The sequence below is a fragment of the Roseibium aggregatum genome, from assembly GCF_014692675.1.
Lineage (GTDB): Bacteria > Pseudomonadota > Alphaproteobacteria > Rhizobiales > Stappiaceae > Roseibium > Roseibium aggregatum_C.
On the sequence record NZ_JABFCZ010000009.1, the window covers coordinates 140,989 to 158,956 of the forward strand.

Annotated in this window: 17 protein-coding genes; 12 read left to right on the plus strand and 5 right to left on the minus strand. The window is 62.2% G+C overall.

Features of this window, described 5'->3' with window-relative positions:
* Positions 1–12: 12 nt before the first annotated feature.
* A complete protein-coding gene (locus HK439_RS09800; RefSeq protein ID WP_190291222.1) occupies positions 13–534 on the plus strand; it encodes a DUF2244 domain-containing protein in 522 nt (173 codons plus the stop codon).
* 109 nt (positions 535–643) lie between these two features.
* Entirely contained in the window at positions 644–979 is a 336-nt protein-coding gene (locus tag HK439_RS09805; protein ID WP_190291223.1) for a hypothetical protein, read from the plus strand.
* Positions 980–1,006: 27 nt separating this feature from the next.
* Here HK439_RS09805 and mutS read toward each other — a convergent pair whose 3' ends face one another.
* Positions 1,007–3,718 (minus strand): DNA mismatch repair protein MutS, encoded by a 2,712-nt coding sequence (gene mutS / locus HK439_RS09810; protein ID WP_190291224.1) that lies wholly within the window; start codon positions 3,716–3,718, stop codon positions 1,007–1,009.
* Between the two features lie 148 nt (positions 3,719–3,866).
* Here mutS and HK439_RS09815 point away from each other — a divergent pair, with 148 nt between their 5' ends.
* The 3 genes from HK439_RS09815 (at position 3,867) to trpB (ending at position 8,118) form a co-directional block, all read left to right on the plus strand.
* Positions 3,867–6,149 carry an NADP-dependent malic enzyme gene (locus HK439_RS09815; protein WP_190291225.1) on the plus strand — a complete coding sequence of 761 codons (2,283 nt, stop codon included), beginning with the start codon at positions 3,867–3,869 and terminating at the stop codon, positions 6,147–6,149.
* A gap of 97 nt (positions 6,150–6,246) precedes the next feature.
* Positions 6,247–6,897 (plus strand): phosphoribosylanthranilate isomerase, encoded by a 651-nt coding sequence (locus tag HK439_RS09820; RefSeq protein WP_328804131.1) that lies wholly within the window; start codon positions 6,247–6,249, stop codon positions 6,895–6,897.
* Between the two features lie 15 nt (positions 6,898–6,912).
* Complete coding sequence (trpB, locus tag HK439_RS09825) at positions 6,913–8,118, plus strand: tryptophan synthase subunit beta (protein ID WP_190291274.1); 1,206 nt, start codon at positions 6,913–6,915, stop codon at positions 8,116–8,118.
* Between the two features lie 33 nt (positions 8,119–8,151).
* Here trpB and HK439_RS09830 read toward each other — a convergent pair whose 3' ends face one another.
* Positions 8,152–8,913 carry an SDR family oxidoreductase gene (locus HK439_RS09830; RefSeq protein WP_190291227.1) on the minus strand — a complete coding sequence of 254 codons (762 nt, stop codon included), beginning with the start codon at positions 8,911–8,913 and terminating at the stop codon, positions 8,152–8,154.
* 363 nt (positions 8,914–9,276) lie between these two features.
* On the opposite strand from HK439_RS09830, the gene HK439_RS09835 reads away from it, so the two are divergent.
* Entirely contained in the window at positions 9,277–9,915 is a 639-nt protein-coding gene (locus HK439_RS09835; RefSeq protein WP_190291228.1) for a TetR/AcrR family transcriptional regulator, read from the plus strand.
* Here the strand turns inward: HK439_RS09835 and HK439_RS09840 are convergent.
* Complete coding sequence (locus HK439_RS09840) at positions 9,902–10,066, minus strand: hypothetical protein (RefSeq protein WP_190291229.1); 165 nt, start codon at positions 10,064–10,066, stop codon at positions 9,902–9,904. The two genes, HK439_RS09835 and HK439_RS09840, sit on opposite strands and share 14 nt — an antisense overlap.
* A 352-nt stretch (positions 10,067–10,418) precedes the next feature.
* Between HK439_RS09840 and HK439_RS09845 the strand changes: the two genes are divergently transcribed.
* The 5 genes from HK439_RS09845 to HK439_RS09865 all read left to right on the plus strand — a co-directional run bounded on the left by HK439_RS09845 (position 10,419) and on the right by HK439_RS09865 (position 15,424).
* Positions 10,419–10,643 carry a DUF1127 domain-containing protein gene (locus tag HK439_RS09845; protein WP_190291230.1) on the plus strand — a complete coding sequence of 75 codons (225 nt, stop codon included), beginning with the start codon at positions 10,419–10,421 and terminating at the stop codon, positions 10,641–10,643.
* Positions 10,644–10,810: 167 nt separating this feature from the next.
* Positions 10,811–11,644: a tryptophan synthase subunit alpha gene (trpA, locus tag HK439_RS09850; protein ID WP_190291231.1), complete on the plus strand. Its 834-nt coding sequence runs from the start codon at positions 10,811–10,813 to the stop codon at positions 11,642–11,644.
* Between the two features lie 66 nt (positions 11,645–11,710).
* Positions 11,711–12,652, plus strand: a complete 942-nt coding sequence (accD, locus tag HK439_RS09855) for an acetyl-CoA carboxylase, carboxyltransferase subunit beta (RefSeq protein ID WP_190291232.1) — start codon at positions 11,711–11,713, stop codon at positions 12,650–12,652.
* Between the two features lie 159 nt (positions 12,653–12,811).
* Positions 12,812–14,128: a bifunctional folylpolyglutamate synthase/dihydrofolate synthase gene (locus HK439_RS09860; RefSeq protein WP_190291233.1), complete on the plus strand. Its 1,317-nt coding sequence runs from the start codon at positions 12,812–12,814 to the stop codon at positions 14,126–14,128.
* 42 nt (positions 14,129–14,170) lie between these two features.
* Positions 14,171–15,424, plus strand: coding sequence for a hypothetical protein (locus HK439_RS09865; RefSeq protein ID WP_190291234.1), 1,254 nt, complete (start codon positions 14,171–14,173; stop codon positions 15,422–15,424).
* Here the strand turns inward: HK439_RS09865 and HK439_RS09870 are convergent.
* Positions 15,421–16,332 carry a methylated-DNA--[protein]-cysteine S-methyltransferase gene (locus HK439_RS09870; RefSeq protein ID WP_190291235.1) on the minus strand — a complete coding sequence of 304 codons (912 nt, stop codon included), beginning with the start codon at positions 16,330–16,332 and terminating at the stop codon, positions 15,421–15,423. The two genes, HK439_RS09865 and HK439_RS09870, sit on opposite strands and share 4 nt — an antisense overlap.
* Positions 16,333–16,426: 94 nt before the next feature.
* Positions 16,427–16,885, minus strand: coding sequence for an Lrp/AsnC family transcriptional regulator (locus HK439_RS09875; RefSeq protein WP_190291236.1), 459 nt, complete (start codon positions 16,883–16,885; stop codon positions 16,427–16,429).
* Positions 16,886–17,047: 162 nt separating this feature from the next.
* On the opposite strand from HK439_RS09875, the gene rocF reads away from it, so the two are divergent.
* Positions 17,048–17,968 (plus strand): arginase, encoded by a 921-nt coding sequence (rocF, locus tag HK439_RS09880; protein WP_328804132.1) that lies wholly within the window; start codon positions 17,048–17,050, stop codon positions 17,966–17,968.

The window sequence follows — 17,968 nt, forward strand, 5'->3', positions numbered from 1 at the left end:
TAATCACGCCTCATGAACGATCACAATCCGAAACCCGAGCAGCAGGCGCAGGATACCGGGGATGATGCCCCGTTTTTTTCTGCGATCCTGACGCCTTACCGGTCTCTCGGGCCGAACGGCTTTCTGCTACTGATGCTCTTCGTCGGGGCGGTGAGCTTTGTTTCCGGGCTTGCGTTCCTGCTGATGGGCGCCTGGCCCGTATTCGGGTTTTTCGGCCTGGATGCGTTTCTGATCTGGCTGGCCTTCCGCCTGAACTACGCCTCCGCACGCGCCTATGAGGAAGTGATCGTCTCACGCACGGAAATCATCATCCGCAAGGTGGGTCCGGGAAAACACCGGCAGGAATACCGCTTCAATCCCTATTGGGTCCGCCTTTCGATAACGCGGATCGAGGACGAGGGCGTGACCAAGCTGACCCTGACGTCGCGGGGCAAAAACGTCGATCTCGGCAATTTCCTCAATCCGGATGACCGCACCAGCTTCGCCGGTGCCATGGCAAACGCGCTTGCAACTGCCAAGGCGGGTGGAATCTGATCGGCAACTTCTGATTTTTATCTTGCGCGCGGGCTTATTTTGCGTCGCAATATAGTCTGTCCGATGGACGGATGCATTCTGACGCCCGTTTTTGAGAAGGAATTGCCCCATGCCGTCTCTCAAGCTCCCTCTGTCCGGCGATGTGCTGCAGTCGATCAATCCCTGGTCCGACATGTTCAAGGCGTTCGGCAGCCAGTTCGGTCTGATCAACATCAATCTCGGCCGGTCGTCCGCGCCGGAAGTCGAGCAGGATATTCTGACTGAAGTCGGCAGTTACGGCCGCCAGATCGGCCGGATCGGCGAGGCGCTCGAGGTTCTGATCGATCACCTCGATCTCAAGTCCCTGACGCCGAAGGAACAAGCCGCTCTGGCCGCCTTCAAGGCAATGCAGGCGGAAATCGCCGAGATCAAGGCCTATCATCAAAGGTCCGATACCGCAGCCTGAGACGAGTTCCGGATTACGGTCCGGCGGTTATTTCTGCAGGGACTTGAGCCGGTAGAGCGCTTCGAGCGCTTCCCGTGGCGTCATGTCGTCCGGATCCAGATCCTCCAGGGCCTCTGTAAGCGGATCCGGTTCGCTTTCGGTCCGGGCGGTGCTGGGCGCAGGCGTTGGAATGGCGGCAAAAAGCGGCAATTCATCGATCAGCGCCTCGGCGGGCGACCGCCTGTCCTGTTCCTCCAGCTGGCTCAGCACCTGCTGGGAGCGCTGGACGACGCTTGCCGGAAGACCGGCGAGCTTGGCGACCTGGATGCCGTAGGACCTGTCGGCGGCTCCGGGCACGATTTCATGCAGGAACACGACCTCGCCGTTCCATTCCTTAACCTGTACGGTTGCATTCGACAGCCGGTCGAGTTTGGCCGAAAGCGCGGTCAGTTCATGGTAGTGGGTGGCGAACAGGGCGCGGGACCTGTTGACCTCGTGCAGATGCTCGATAGTCGCCCAGGCAATGGAAAGCCCGTCGAAGGTGGCCGTGCCGCGGCCGATTTCGTCCAGGATCACCAGGGACCTGTCGCCGGCCTGATTGAGGATCGCCGCCGTTTCCACCATTTCCACCATGAAGGTGGAGCGGCCGCGCGCCAGGTCGTCGGCGGCCCCCACACGGGAAAACAGCCGGTCGACCACACCGATATGGGCGCTTGCCGCCGGAACGAAGGCGCCCATCTGGGCAAGAACGGCAATCAGCGCGTTCTGGCGCAGGAAGGTGGATTTACCGGCCATGTTCGGACCGGTAATCAGCCAGATCCGGCCGGTCTTGTCATCGCCTTCCGGTCCGAGATGGGCGTCATTGGCGACGAAACTGTCGCCGCCTGCCGCTTTCAGGGCCTGCTCGACCACGGGATGGCGGCCGCCGGAAATGTCGAAGGCGCGCGTGTCATCCACGACCGGGCGCACGTAAGCATCTTCCTGGGCAAGCTTCGCCAGAGCGGCGGAGACATCCAGGATCGACAGGCCGTGCGCTGCGGCCTTGATGGCGTCGCCGCTTGCGACGATTTCTGCCGCAAGCCGGTCGAAGATTTCCAGTTCGATGGCAAGTGACCGCTCGCCGGCGCTTGCGATTTTCGATTCCAGATCCGCCAGTTCCGTCGTGGTGAAGCGCATGGCGCCGGCCATGGTCTGGCGGTGAATGAAACGGCCCGGATCTGCGGTCAGCTTTTCCGTCTGTGCGCTGGGCGCCTCGATGAACCAGCCGAGCACGTTGTTGTGCTTGATCTTCAGCGAGCGCAGGCCGAGTTCTTCCGAGTAGTCGGCCTGAAGCTTGGCGATCACCTTGCGGGATTCGTCGCGCAGTGCGCGCAACTCGTCGAGGGTTTCGTCATACCCGGTGGCGACGAAATTGCCGTCGCGCTTCATCAGCGGCGGGTCTTCCTTGATCGCCCGGGTCAATTCCTCGCCAAACTCATGCGGCGCCTGCTCGAGGCTGGCGCGGGCCGCCGCGATTTCCGCCGGTACGGTCGCGGCCATGCCGATCTGGTCGATCACCTGCCTGGCAGCCTGCATGCCCTGGGCAACGGCAAGGATATCCCGCGGACCGCCCCGCTGGAGCGCGATCCGCGACAGGGCGCGAGCCATGTCCGGAGCGCCCTTTAGCGTCCGGCGCAGGGCTTCGCGCATCATTTCGTTTTCCAGGAAGAACTCGACGGAATCGTGCCGCCTAGAAATTTCCTCCGGATTGACCAGCGGTCCCGCGAGACGGCTTGCCAGAAGTCGTGATCCGCCGCCGGTCACGGTCCGGTCGATGGTGGCAAGCAGGCTGCCCTGCTTTTCGCCGCCGAGCGTGCGGGTCAGTTCCAGATTGGCCCGGGTCGCCGGATCGATCAGCATCCGGCCCGCACCGGCTTCCCGCGTCGGCGGATCGAGCGGCGGGCGTTCGCCGAGCTGGGTCTTTTCCACGTAGGCGAGAATGCCGGCGGCCGCCGACAGTTCCGAACGGGAGAACGTGCCGAAACCGTCCAGCGTCTTCACCCCGAAATACTGGGCCAGCCGGTCGGTTGCCGTGGAGCTGTCGAAAAAGGCCCGCGGTACCGGCGAGAGTGCTGCGCCCGACTGCTCGGCAACCTGCCGGACTTCGGCTTCCTGCAGAAGATTGTCGGGCAGGATCAGTTCGCGCGGCGAGATCTGGGCAAGGTCCGCTGCAAGACGCTGGTCATCGGTTTCAGACACCTGGAACGAACCGGTCGACATGTCGATCCAGGCAAGGCCGTAGACCGCATCGCCGGAAAGCGATCCGCTCCTGAGGCGGGACATGGCGGCCAGGAAATTGTTCGCCGAGGAATCGAGCAGCCGTTCCTCGGTGAGGGTTCCCGGCGTGACCAGCCGGATTACGTCCCGGCGCACGACGGATTTCGATCCGCGTTTCTTGGCTTCTGCGGGGTCCTCGGTCTGTTCGCAAACCGCGACCCGGTGCCCGCGGGCGATCAGTTTCTGCAGGTAATCGTCGGCGGCGTGGACCGGGACGCCGCACATGGGGATGTCCTCGCCCAGGTGCTTGCCGCGTTTGGTCAGCGTGATGCCCAGGGTCTGCGATGCGATTTCCGCGTCTTCGAAAAACAGTTCGTAGAAGTCGCCCATCCGGTAGAACAGCAGGCTGTCCGGATTGGCGGCTTTTATTTCCAGGAACTGTGCCATCATCGGTGTGACGCGATGATCGGCCGGCTCGATTTTCGCAAGGGCTTGGTCAGACATGGTGCGAAACTAGCAAACCCTTTTACGGGTTTCACAATTGCTATGCCTTTTGGTGGTCTTGAGCCGGTAATTTTCAGGGGATAAGGTCGCTGTCCCGCCAGGCTAGCAATGCGATAAAAAAATCGCCATCAGAGGAAACGCCGAGATCATGCCCGCCACAGACAAAACATCCAGGACCGGCCTCAGTTTTACCGAGCAGGAAGCGCTGCAATTCCACCAGGAAGGACGCCCGGGAAAGCTGGAAATCAGCCCGACCAAACCGATGGCCACCCAGAGGGATCTTTCGCTCGCCTATTCGCCGGGGGTGGCGGTGCCCGTGCTGGCGATTTCCGAAGATCCGAGCCGGGCCTTCGACTACACCACCCGCGGCAACATGGTCGCCGTCATCACCAACGGCTCGGCGATTCTCGGTCTCGGCAATCTCGGTGCTCTGGCCGCCAAGCCGGTCATGGAGGGCAAGGCGGTGCTCTTCAAGCGGTTCGCGGACATCGATTCCATCGATCTGGAAGTCGATACCCAGGATGTCGACGCTTTCATCAATTCGGTCCGTTATCTCGGCCCGTCCTTTGGCGGCATCAACCTGGAAGACATCAAGGCGCCCGACTGTTTCATCATCGAACAGCAGTTGCGCGAGATGATGGACATTCCCGTCTTTCACGACGATCAGCACGGCACGGCGATCATCGCGGCAGCCGGCCTGATCAATGCGCTTCATCTGACCGGTCGGGAGATGAAGGATACGAAGGTGGTCTGCAATGGCGCGGGTGCAGCCGGTATTGCCTGCATCGAGCTGGTCAAGGCCATGGGCATACCCCATGACAACGTCATTTTGTGCGATACCAAGGGTGCGATCTACAAGGGCCGCACCGAGGGCATGAACCAGTGGAAGTCGGCCCATGCGGTGGAGACCGACGCCCGGTCCCTTTATGACGCGGTCAAGGGCGCCGACGTGTTCCTCGGCGTTTCGGTCAAGGGCGCGCTGACCCCGGACATGCTGCGTGTCATGGCGCCGAACCCGATCATTTTCGCCATGGCCAATCCGGATCCGGAAATCACCCCGGAAGAGGCTGCCGAGGTGCGCGACGACGCCATTGTCGCCACCGGCCGGTCCGATTATCCGAACCAGGTCAACAACGTGCTCGGCTTTCCCTACATCTTCCGCGGCGCGCTCGACGTTCAGGCAACGACCATCAACGACGAGATGAAGGTTGCCTGCGCCCATGCGCTGGCCGAACTGGCCCGCGAGGAGGTGCCGGATGAGGTCGCCGCCGCCTATCGGGGCAACCGGCCGAAATTCGGCCCGGAATACATCATTCCGGTTCCCTTCGATCCGCGGCTCATTTCCGCGATCCCGCCGGCGGTGGCTCAGGCGGCGATGGATTCCGGCGTCGCCCGCCGGCCGATCGTCGACATGGACCGGTACCGGGAAGAGCTCTCCGCCCGGCGCGATCCGGTCGCCGGCACCCTGCAGCGGATCTTCTCCAAGGTCCGCCAGATGCCGAAAAAGGTGGTCTTTGCCGAAGGCGAGGAAGAGCCCGTTATCCGCGCGGCTGCCAGCTTCGTGGCCCAGGGCCTTGGCGAGGCGATCCTGATCGGCCGCGAGGACGAGATCAAGCAGATGGCCCAGAGTGCCGGTGTCGACATCAACCGCCCCGGCATCACAGTTCAGAACGCAAGGCTTTCCAACCGCAACAAGGACTATGCCCAGTTTCTCTACGGCCGCCTGCAGCGGAAAGGCTACCTGCAGCGCGACTGCCAGCGTCTGGTCAACAACGACCGCAACTACTTCGGTGCGATCATGGTCGCCCGCGGCGACGCCGATGCCATGGTCACCGGCCTGACCCGGAATTATTCGGTCGCTCTCGACACGGTGCGCACCTGTCTCGACGTCAAACCGGGGCACCGGGTGATCGGCGTTTCGCTCTGCCTTGCGCGCGGCCGGACGGTCCTGATCGCCGACACGGCGGTGATCGACATGCCGAATTCGGAAGAACTGGCGGATATTGCGGAAGAGGCTGCGCATGTGGCGCGCAAGCTCGGCTACGAACCCCGGGTCGCCATGCTCGCCTATTCGACGTTCGGCCATCCGCGCGGCGAACGCTCCGAGCGGGTGCAGGAAGCGGTCAAGATTCTCGACCGGCGCCGTGTGGACTTCGAATATGACGGCGAAATGGCAGCCGACATCGCCCTCAACATGGACAAGATGGGCGTCTATCCGTTCTGCCGCCTGACCGGCCCGGCCAACGTTCTGGTCATGCCGGCGTTCCACTCCGCATCGATCTCTACCAAGATGCTGCAGGAGCTTGGCGGCTCGACCGTGATCGGTCCTCTGCTCGTCGGCCTCGACAAGCCGGTCCAGATCGTGCCGATGGGCGCGAAGGACAGCGATATCGTCAACATGGCGGCGATTGCGGCCTTCAACGTGACCTGACCGGCGTCATTTGGAATCGGTTAGAAAAAACACTAGATATCGGGGGCAGGCTGTGGTTTTCAGCCGCTGCCCCTGAAAGCGGAAGACCATGAACGACATGAAGATCAAAATCTGCGGTCTTTCGACCGAAGAAACCATGCAGGCGGCCCTGGATGCCGGCGCGGATATGGTCGGTCTGGTGTTCTTTCCCAAAAGCCCGCGCCATGTACCGCTTTCGACCGCCTGCCGGCTGGCGGATATGGCCCGCGGCAAGGCGGAAATCGTCGCGCTCACGGTCAACATGGATCTGGACGGGCTGTCGCGGATCAACGAACTGGTGAACCCGGACTGGTTTCAGTTTCACGGGGAAGAGACGCCGGAAGCCTGTGCCGCAGCCAAGGTCATGTTCCAGAAGAAAATCATGAAGGCGGTGCCGGTTTCGGAACGGGCCGATCTTGAACAGGCGCAGTTCTACGCTATCGTTGCGGACATGATCCTGTTCGACGCGAAGCCGCCGAAAGGCTCGGATCTGCCGGGCGGAAACGGCGTTTCCTACGACTGGACCCTGCTCAAGGACCTTGACCTTGCCAAGCCCTTCATGCTTTCGGGGGGGCTGGACGCTTCCAATGTGGCCGAGGCGATCGAAAAGAGCGGCACCACCGCCGTCGATGTGTCCTCCGGCGTCGAGCGGGAAAAGGGCGTCAAGGATTGTGATCTTATCCGCGCATTCGTGGCAGCCGCCCGGGGCGCAACAGTGGCAGGGGAGTAACTTGCGTTGACCACGATGGCAAACAGCATGCGCAGCGGACCGGACGACCGCGGGTTTTTCGGCATTTTCGGCGGCCGCTACGTTGCCGAAACCCTGATGCCGCTGATCCTGGACCTTGAGCAGGCCTATGAGGACGCCAAGAACGACCCGGCCTATGCTGCGGAGATCGAGGACCTCAACACCCATTACACCGGCCGGCCGTCGCCGCTTTATTTCGCCGAGCGCCTGACCGAGCATCTGGGCGGTGCGAAGATCTACTTCAAGCGCGACGAGCTGAACCACACCGGATCGCACAAGATCAACAATTGCCTGGGCCAGATCCTGCTGGCCAAACGCATGGGCAAGACCCGGATCATCGCCGAAACCGGTGCCGGACAGCACGGTGTGGCAACGGCCACCGTCTGCGCCCGCTTCGGCCTGCCCTGCGTGGTCTACATGGGCAAGACCGATGTGGAACGGCAGAAGCCGAATGTTTTCCGGATGAAGCTGCTCGGCGCGGAGATCGTTCCGGTCACCGCCGGTGCCGGCACGCTGAAAGATGCCATGAACGAGGCGCTGCGCGACTGGGTCACCAACGTGGACAGCACCTATTACCTGATCGGCACCGCCGCGGGCCCGCACCCCTATCCGGAAATGGTGCGCGATTTCCAGTCGGTGATCGGCAAGGAGCTCCGCGAGCAGATGATGGCGGCCGAAGGCCGTCTGCCCGATGCCTTGGTGGCAGCCGTCGGCGGCGGTTCCAACGCCATCGGCCTGTTCCATCCCTTCCTCGACGATCCGGACGTCAAGATCTACGGCGTGGAAGCCGGTGGCCGGGGGCTCGAAGGCGAGGAACACTGCGCGTCGCTGACGGCCGGCAAGCCCGGCGTCCTGCACGGCAACCGCACCTATCTGCTTCAGGACGACGACGGCCAGATCCTCGAAGGTCACTCGATTTCCGCCGGTCTCGACTATCCGGGCATCGGTCCGGAGCACTCCTGGCTCAAGGAAACCGGCCGCGTGACATATGTTCCGGCCATGGACGACGAGGCGCTGGAAGCCTTTCAGCTGCTGACCAAGATCGAGGGCATTATCCCGGCGCTCGAGCCGGCCCATGCTCTGGCGCACGTGATCAAGCTGGCGCCGCAGATGGACAAGGACCAGATCCTTGTCATGAACCTGTGCGGCCGCGGCGACAAGGACGTCTTCGCCGTCGGCAACATGCTCGGCTTCGACCTCTGATCTGAATTCCTGAAAAAAATCTGCGCGGCCGGCTTAGTGGCCGCGCATGAGCCCGTAGGCCGCCGCCGGTGAAATCCGGAAGATCAGGCGAAGAAGCTTCGTCTTTTCCACCCAGATCTCCTGCCGTCCGGCTGCAAGACCCGCCAGAACATCCGCCGCCGCTTGCGCCGGCGGATATTTTTTTGCCGAACCGGGTTTGGAAAGCGTCGTGTCGACCAGGGTCATGATCACGTCCGTCACCTGAACGGGCAGGTTCCTGGCGCGGCATTGATCGCGGAACGACCGCGTGAAATTCGACAGCCCCGCCTTGGTGCCGCAATAGACGGATGCATCGGGGATCGGTGCAAGCGCCAGGCCTGAGGAAATATTGGCGATCGCGCCGCCGCCCGGCGCCCCTGCGAGCATCGGCAGAAGGGTCGCGCAGAGTTGCAGCGGGGCGATGAGGTTGATCGCAATTTCATGGGCGATCAGTTCTTCCTGTCCTTCCGTTCCGGCGGTCAGGTCGTCGTGGCGCATGATCGCGGCATTGTTGATCAGGACGCTGCAGTCGGGGTGTTGTTCCTGAACCCATTCCGCGATCGAAGTGGCGCCGCGCGGTTCGCCGAGATCGGCAGCGAACGTGTGAACCTTGCCGGGAAAGGCGATGGCCAGATTGTCCAGATGACCCTTGTTGCTGCCAACGGCCAGCACGCTCGCGCCCTGATCGATCAGTTGCCGGGAGAGTTCCAGTCCGATACCGCGCGCGCCGCCGGTGACGAGCACCTTGCGCCCGGCAAAGTTAAGTCGTTGAGCCATTCCTGCCTCTGAAATGCGAGTGTTTCATTGAGTGCGGCGCCGTGAATAGAGCGAGCTGAGCTTGGATTGGACCATTTGACCGATACGATATTGTCGACTGACTAGGCGGCTTGCGCGCGGTGGTGTCGTTCCACCACAAGCGCGAGCCAACACAGTCAGTGGTCAAAATCGTCCGGCCCTTCGGGTGGCAAGAAGCGGCCCATCGGCAGCGTTGCGCCGTTTGCCCGATGCGCCGCATCGCTCTTCACGACGCGCCTTGCCGAGTGAACCGCTTTTTGCCATCAAATGATTCAATCCAAGCTCAGCTCGCTCTTATAATGTGAGCTTTTACTCGCATCACGCAACTCGCATTCAGAGGCAGCGATGAACCAGCGCCTGACCCCCCGGAAACAGCCGCGCCAGAAGCGCAGCCAGGAAACCTGCGCCATTATTTTGGAAGCCGCTGCTCGCATTCTGGAAAGTGATGGTCTCGGCGGACTGACCACCAACCGCGTGGCGGAAATCGCCGGCGTGTCGGTTGGGTCGCTCTACCAGTATTTCCCGTCGAAGGAAGCGATCCTGGCGGAGATGATCCGCGGTCTCCGCCGCAGCCTGCTCTTGGACTGCGAGGCGGCTGTCGAAACCGTGCGCGGCAGACCGTTATCGGATGCGGTCGATGTCATGGTTCGGGCAAGCCTTCGCCATCACCTGGTGCGCCCCGGCCTTGCGCGTGTACTGGAACGCGCCGAGGAGGAATTGCCGCTGGAAGAGGATCTGAAGGCCATCAAGGGAGAACTGATGACCTTGGTGACCGGGGTGTTGGAGGAAAGGGACGTGGCGAATGCCGGTCAGGCCGCCTTTGACCTGATTGCGCTGAGCCACGGTCTGGCCTCAGCCGCCATTGCCGGCGGCGAAACCGACCTTGAAAACCTGTTTCAGCGCCTGCGGCGTGCGGCCTTGGGTTACCTGGGCCTGCAATCAGACAGGACCGGTTCCGATGCGGGCGGTGTCAGCGCCGCCTGATCGGGTCTGAGGCGAGCGCGTCTTGCAGGAAAAGCTGGCGGCCGCGGGCATCCAGATTGTCCGCCTGCCGGGCGGCATCGTGATCCGCGAGCGGTGCCGGCCTGTCCATGGCAGCCGGAGCGGACTGCAGGCCGATGTTCAGATGTTTCATTTTCCGCCAGAACCTTGATGAAAACGGTTCGGGTGCCGGTTCGAAGAGCGAGCGGGCCATTTCCAACCTCGTTATTATGTTTGTTGCGGCAAAAAGTGCACTGAGTGCTACATAACAAGGTGCCGCCTGCGCCGCAAGTCATGGCACGCAATGCCGCCATGCGATTTCAGTTGGGCTCTGCGTCTTTTCGCACCGGATTAGACGGCTAGCCATTCCAAAGGCGCAGGGCTGCTGCCCGCTCTTGTATATTGCAGTGCAAAATAATCGTCCTATCTTATTGGAATAACAAGAAAGCAGCGCACCATTTCGGTTCGACGCGCTTCAGCCCCGACCATTAAAAGGAACAGCAAAAATGGCCGCCACGACATCTGCTTCTGTATTCGAACTTGCCTCCCACGCCCTTTCCTCCGCCGGCAAGGGCATCCTTGCCGTTCTGGAAGAATTCGGCCGGGCCCGTGCCGCCAAGGCGCTCTACACCGAACTTGCCGCCATGAGCGATGAAGAACTCGATGCGCTCGGCCTTGTCCGCAGCGACATTTCCCGGACCGTTTACAACAAGGTCTACGATCTCCGCTAAGCCGGATCGTTCCCGGATCGTTCAATCGCCGGTAACGGTACGCGCGAAATCGCCCGCACATCCGCAAAGGCGGATTGACACGGGGCAATGCAGCCCCCTACACCCTTCCGGGATTGAAGTCCGGCCGGACCGTTGCCGGGCTTCCATGTCGAGTAGGGTAGTGACGCATGACGGAAACGCGTATCGATCGCCGGTTCAAGGCCTGTGCCGAAAAGGGTCGTCCGGCTCTGGTGACCTTCATCACAGCGGGTGATCCGGACCTGGAAACCTCTCAGGCGATCCTGGAAGCCCTGCCCGCTGCCGGCGCCGATGTCATCGAACTCGGCATGCCGTTTTCCGATCCCATGGCGGAAGGTGTTCCGATCCAGCTGGCCACCCAGCGCGCCCTCAAGGCGGGTCAGACAATGAACAAGACCCTGCAGATGGTGCGCGACTTCCGTGAAAAAGATCAGGACACGCCGATCGTGCTGATGGGCTACTACAATCCCATCTATGTCCGCGATCCGAAGAAGTTCGTCATCGAAGCCAAGGAGGCCGGTGTCGACGGGCTGATTGTCGTCGATATTCCGCCGGAGGCCGACGACGAACTCTGCCTTCCGGCCTTGGAAGCGGGTCTCAACTTCATCCGCCTCGCGACGCCCACCACCGATGACAGGCGGCTGCCGGCCGTTCTCGCCAACACCTCCGGCTTCGTCTACTACGTCTCGATCACCGGCATCACCGGGACTGCAAGCCCCGACGCCAACCGGGTTGCGGCTGCTGTCAACCGGATCAAGGGTCACACCGACCTTCCGGTCGCGGTCGGCTTCGGCGTCAAGACCGCCGACCAGGCGGCGGAAATCGGCAAGGATTCCGATGGCGTTGTGGTTGGGTCGGTTCTGGTGACGGCCATCCGGGACAGCCTCAATAATGCCGGAAAGGCAACCGATAAGACCGTATCGGCGGTAACGGACATCGTCGCCGACCTCGCAAGCGGTGTTGCGCGTGCACGTTCGGCGTAAAGCCGCTAGGATGCAGCAGACCGTAATCGTACCGGGTAACAGTTTTAGAAAACGGATACGCCTCTCGTGAACTGGATCAACTCCCTCGTCCGGCCCAAAATCCGCGATCTCCTGAAGAAGCGCGAAGTGCCGGAGAATCTCTGGATCAAATGCCCGGAAACGGGCGAGATGGTGTTTCACCGGGATCTGGAGGCGAACCTCTGGGTCGTGCCGAATTCCGGCCACCACATGCGCATGCCGGCGGTCAAGCGCCTCGAAACCCTTTTCGACGGCGGCGACTACGAGACGGTGGAAACGCCTGAAGCCCATGCGGATCCGCTGAAATTCCGCGACACCAAGAAATATGTTGATCGGCTGAAGGAATACCGCACCAGGACCGGCGAGAACGATGCCATACGGGTCGCCCGGGGCAAGGTGAACGGCGCTCCCCTGACGGCCGCGGTCCAGGATTTTGCCTTCATGGGCGGCTCGCTCGGCATGGCCGCCGGCGAAGCGATCCTGACCGGCATGCAATCCGCGGTGACCCATCATACGCCCTTCGTGCTGTTTGCCGCTTCCGGCGGCGCGCGCATGCAGGAGGGCATTCTGTCGCTGATGCAGATGCCGCGCACCACCGTCGGTGTGCAGATGCTGCGCGAGGCGGGCCTGCCCTATATCGTCGTGCTCACCAATCCGACCACCGGCGGCGTCTCCGCCTCCTACGCCATGCTCGGCGATGTCCACATTGCCGAGCCGGGGGCCCAGATCGGCTTTGCCGGCCGCCGCGTGATCGAACAGACCATCCGCGAAAAGCTGCCTGAAGGGTTTCAGAGTGCGGAATACCTGCTCGAGCACGGCATGGTCGACATGGTTGTCAAGCGGCACGACCTCAAGGACACCATTGCTCGCATTTGCGATATCCTGATGAAGCGCAAGGTCGAAGTTCCGTCACTGGCACCTCCCGAACCCGCAGGGGACACCATTGAGACGGAAGCCGGCGAGACAGATCAGAAGGCAGCCGCGGGCTGACGGGTCGAACCCGCCGGCCAATACGCCAGCACGTGTTCAAAAACCGACAATCGCCGGCAGGTTTGGGCCCAAGGGGTTGTTTCTGTTCGCATGACTTCTTATTCCGGAAGTCGACCCGCAAGTATTGTCCGGCCTGGGGATTTGAACCGGGAGGGAATTTTGGACCAAATCACAGCGATCCTTGACCGCCTTCTGGCGCTTCACCCCAAGGAAATCGATCTGTCCCTCGGCAGGATGCACCGCCTCCTGAAAACGCTGGGCTCTCCGGAAAAGCATCTTCCCCCGACGATTCACATTGCAGGGACCAACGGCAAGGGGTCCGTGACGGCCACGCTTCGCGCCATTCTGGAAGCGGACGGAAAGCGCTGTCACGTCTACACATCCCCTCATCTGGTGGCCTTCAACGAGCGGATCCGGCTCGGAACGGACGGAAATTTCGTCTCCGATCCGAAGCTGTTCGACGCGCTCTACCGCTGCGAGGAAGCAAACGGCGGCGAGGAGATCACCTTCTTCGAAATCACCACGGCGGCTGCGCTTCTGCTGTTTGCCGAAAATCCGGCGGATGTGCTGTTGCTCGAAGTGGGTCTCGGCGGCCGGCTCGACGCTACCAACGTGATCGATGCGCCGATCGCTTCCGTGATTACGCCGATTTCCATGGACCATGAGAAGTTCCTGGGCGGTTCGCTTGAAGAAATCGCCGCCGAGAAGGCCGGAATTCTCAAGCGCGGCTGCCCGGCGGTCATTGCCCCTCAGGATGAGGCCGTACAGGCGGAAATCGAACGGGTGGCGAAAAGGGTCGGAACGCCTCTTTTGAGCTTCGGCCAGGATTTTGTCGCCATGCAGGATCAGGGACGGCTCGCCTTTCAGGATGAAGACGGCCTTTTCGACCTGCCTCTGTCCAATCTGCCCGGCGCCCACCAGGTGACCAACGCGGCGCTGGCGATTGCCACCTTGAAGGTGGCGGGCCTGTGGCCCGGTGAGGAGGTTGCCGGGAAGGGTCTGAGGTCCGTCAACTGGCCCGGCCGGCTGCAGCTCCTCACCCACGGGCCCCTGGTCAAAAAATGCCCGAAGAATTCGGAAATCTGGCTCGATGGCGGGCACAATCCGGGCGCGGGTGTTTCCATCGCCGCCTTCATGGGCGAGCAGGAAGAACACGGCCCCAAGCCGCTCTATCTTGTGACAGGCATGCTGACGACCAAGGATCCGGTCGGCTTCTTCCGTCCCTTCCAGGGACTGGCCCGTCATGTGGGAACGGTTCCGATCACCACGTCGACGACGGCGCGGGATCCTTTGGAGCTCGCCGATTTTGCACGTGTGGCTGGCCTGGAGGCGACGCCGTTCGCCTCGCTGGATGAGGCAATTGCGGATATAGTCGCCTGCGCCGAACAGGACGGTGAGCCGCCCCGCATCCTGTTTTGCGGATCGCTCTATCTGGCCGGCGAAATCCTGGCGCGAAACGGAATGGCACCCAGATAGCCGGGTCCGGTCGGCCGGTTCTCGCGCAGCTGAGAGGACGGTATGTTGAGACGAACCAATATTCTGTTCACCGCCTTTGCGGTCTCCATGCTCTTCCTCGCAAGGGCGGAAGCCTTTTCGGACAATTTCGAGACGCCCCCGGAACAGGATCCGCGCACGGTTCTGGGCAAGCTGGCGTCCGGGCCGGGTTACGGGGTGCTGACGCCGGTGCGCAGCGACGGCTTTCTGAGGGTCTACGACCTGAAAACGGAATTCGGGACCGAGCATGTGGTCGGCGACGGGCTGTTGAAGCTTCGGATCCATGAAATCGCCGCCTATACCGCCCTCAAAAGCCTGGAATCGCAGCAAAGCTTTGTTGACGGTCTCAAGGAAGCCGCCAAAAAGCCGGCTGAATTTGTCGAAAGCACGGTGACCGATCCGCTGGGAACAGCCAAGTCGACGGTGTCCGGTGTCGGCAGGCTGTTCGGCCGGATCTCCAAAGGGGTCGAGAAGGCGGTCTCCGGCGAGACCACGTCTCCGGGGGAACTGGCGGCCATCGTGACCGGCCGGGACCGGGCCCGAAGAGAGCTTGCCGTCAAGCTGGGTGTCGATCCCTATACCACCTACCAGCCCCTGTCGGAGCAGCTGGATCGCGCGGCCACGGCCTCGACTGCCGGAAACCTGAGTGTCGGCGTAATCATGTCGCTGATCCCCGGCGGCATGATTACCAATGTGGCCAGCTCGGCGGAATCCCTGCGCAACCTCATCGTCGACAATACCCGCTCGGAACTGGAGGCGCGTACGGTGACAGTCCTGCGCAGCCTGAATATTCCCGAACGGGTGATCGGCGAACTTGCGGCAAACACGAACTATACGCCCACGGAACGCGCGATCATCGCCTATCAGCTTCAGGCCATGAGCACCGTCGACGGTCTCGAAATTCTGGTCGCCCGGGCAGCGGATACCAAAAACCGCGAAGAAGCCTATTTTCTCCTGCGCCGGATCGTCCTGACCGAGCATTACAGCAGCTCGGTTGCCAGCATTTCGCAGATCCGGAAGATTGCCGATTTCCCGATCGCCATCCGCCGCGACGGTGGTGCGGCGCTCGTCATGCCGCTGGACATGCTGTCCTGGAACGATGCGACCGCAAAGGCGTTTTCAGGCCTTCAGGACGGGCTGTCCAGGTTGCCGTTCCCGCCCACCGGGGTCGATTTCCAGATCACCGGGGACATCACCCCCGATGCCGCCGAACGGCTGGCCTCCTTCGGCTGGGACGTCACCGCCGACCTGCCGATGCCCCAGGGGCCGGTTTTTTAGTCCGTCGCCGGACCGGTCAGCCCGGTCTCCCAGCCGATAATGGCGCGCTTGCGGGTCAGGCCCCAGTGGTAGCCGCACAGGTTTCCCGTGCGGCCCAGAACTCGATGACAGGGAACCACGAAGGAAATCGGGTTCCGGCCGACGGCGGTCCCGACCGCGCGTGCGGCACTCGGCTTGCCGAGCGTGCGGGCAATATCAGAATAGGTGGTCGCCCGGCCCATGGGGATCTTCAAAAGCGTCTGCCAGACCCGGATCTCGAAATCGGTCCCGATCAGAACGATGTTGAGCGGGGTTTCCTCCTGCCACAGCGACGGATTGAAGATTCGCGCCGCATAAGGGGCGGTTGCCTGTGCGTCTTCGACGAACCTGGCGGCCGGCCAGCGGGCGCGCATATCCTCGAAGGCCGCCTGTTCCTCGCCCGGATCGGCGAAGGCAAGCCCTGCCAGGCCCTTGTCGGTGATCATCAGAAGCACTTCCCCGAACGGACAGGGATGAATGCCGTAGGAAATGGTGAGCCCCTCGCCCCGGCTGCGGTAGGCCCCGGGCGTCATGGCTTCGTGGGTGACGAACAGGTCGTGCAGGCGGCTTGAGCCGGAAAGCCCGACTTCGAAGCTCGCGTCGAGAACGCTCGCCGAATCCCGCAGCAAGGCCTTGGCATGGTCCAGCGTGATCGCCTGAAGGAACTGCTTCGGCGTCAGGCCGGCCCAGCGGGAAAAGACGCGCTGGAGCTGGATCGGCTGCAGCCCGGCTTCGCCTGCAAGCTGTTCCAGGCTCGGCTGGTCGCGCCAATGTTCCGTAATCCGCTCCAGTGTCCGGCGCACGACCAGGTAATCCTGTTCGGCCTGTTTGCCGACGGCAATCGGCTGAGGATTGGGAGCGAGGCTGGAAATGTCGAGTGGCTTGGTCATGGCATATACGGCTGTTTTGTCGTCTATGCCGGGACTCTAGGCGCCTTGAACACCGTTCGCTACCCGATTTGCGAGTGGCCGGATAAAAGCGTTTTCAGCGAGGGTGGTCGAAATCCGACGCGGAAACCGCCGGCCCCTTGCGGGTAGACAGGAGGAGATTGCTCTCCGAGCCGGCGATGCCTTCGATCAGCCGGATGCGGTTCAGGACATCGTCGAAAGCCGCCAGGTCCCGCGTCGCGATGTCGAGCACCAGATCCCATTTGCCGTTGGTGGAATGGATCGCCCGGACTTCGGTCAGCGCCGTAAGGGCGCGGATGACCGGTTCGGTATTGCGCCCGGCGACCTCGACCAGCATGACCGCCCGGATTGGCAGGTCGCGCCAGTCGTCGCGCAGAACGGCGGTAAACCCGAGGATTTCGCCGCTTTCCTGCAGACGTTCCATGCGGGCACGAACGGTCGCCCGCGAGATCTTCAGATCCTTTGCCAGGTCCGAAACCGACCGCCGGCCGTCGGACCGCAACGCCGAGATCAGTTGAAGGTCGAGATCGTCCATTTGAAGCTGTAACTGCCATTATGAAGGTATGACTTATCAAAATGATAAATCAGAGCTCAAATTTGCGCAACCAGCCGGATTTATTCCGCCATTTCTTTGCGGCATTCTGAAGCATCTGAGATTTGATCGAATTGGAGGGTATGCCCGTTGGCACCGCAGGATATCGTTTTGGTCGGAGCACCCATCGAGGCCGGCGCCGGGCGGCGCGGCTGCCTGATGGGGCCGGATGCCTATCGCACGGCCGGCCTGGCGGAAAACCTTCAGGCGCTGGGCCACAGGGTTCAGGATCTCGGCAATCTGGTGCCCGAGACCGATGCGGGCTCAAAGCCGCCGAATGGCGTGGTCAGGAACTTTGCCGAAGTCGCCGGGTGGACGAGGGTCCTGCATGATTGCGCGCGGCAGCTCGGCAGCGAGGCGGCCTTCCCGATCTATATGGGCGGCGACCACGCGCTTGCCCTTGGAACGGTGACCGGTCAGGCGGCCAGTGCCGCAGCGAAGGGCCGGCCGCTGTTCGTGCTCTGGCTCGACGCCCATTCCGATTTTCATACGTTCAATTCCACCGAGAGCGGCAATCTCCACGGAACGCCGCTTGCTTATGCCTGCGGTCTGCCCGGCTTCGAAGGTCTTCTCGGCGGCCCCCTGGAGCATGTCGTCGACCCAGAAAACGTCGAGATCCTGGGCGTACGCTCAATCGATGCCCAAGAACGCGAATTGCTCGTTGCCCATGGGGTTGGCGTCAGTGATATGCGCGCGATCGACGAGGAAGGCGTGGCCGTCCTGCTTAAGCCGTTCCTGAAGAGAGTGGCCGACGCCAACGGATTGCTGCACGTCAGCCTCGACGTCGATTTTCTCGACCCCGGCATTGCGCCCGCGGTCGGCACCACCGTTCCCGGCGGCGCCACCTTCCGCGAGGCCCATCTGGTCATGGAAATGCTCCATGACAGCGGCCTCGTCTCCTCGCTCGACCTCGTCGAACTCAACCCCTTCCTGGACGAACGCGGCCGGACCGCGCGTCTGATGGTCGAACTGACTGCGAGCCTCTTCGGCCGCCGTGTGTTCGACCGCCCGACCCGGAGTTACTAA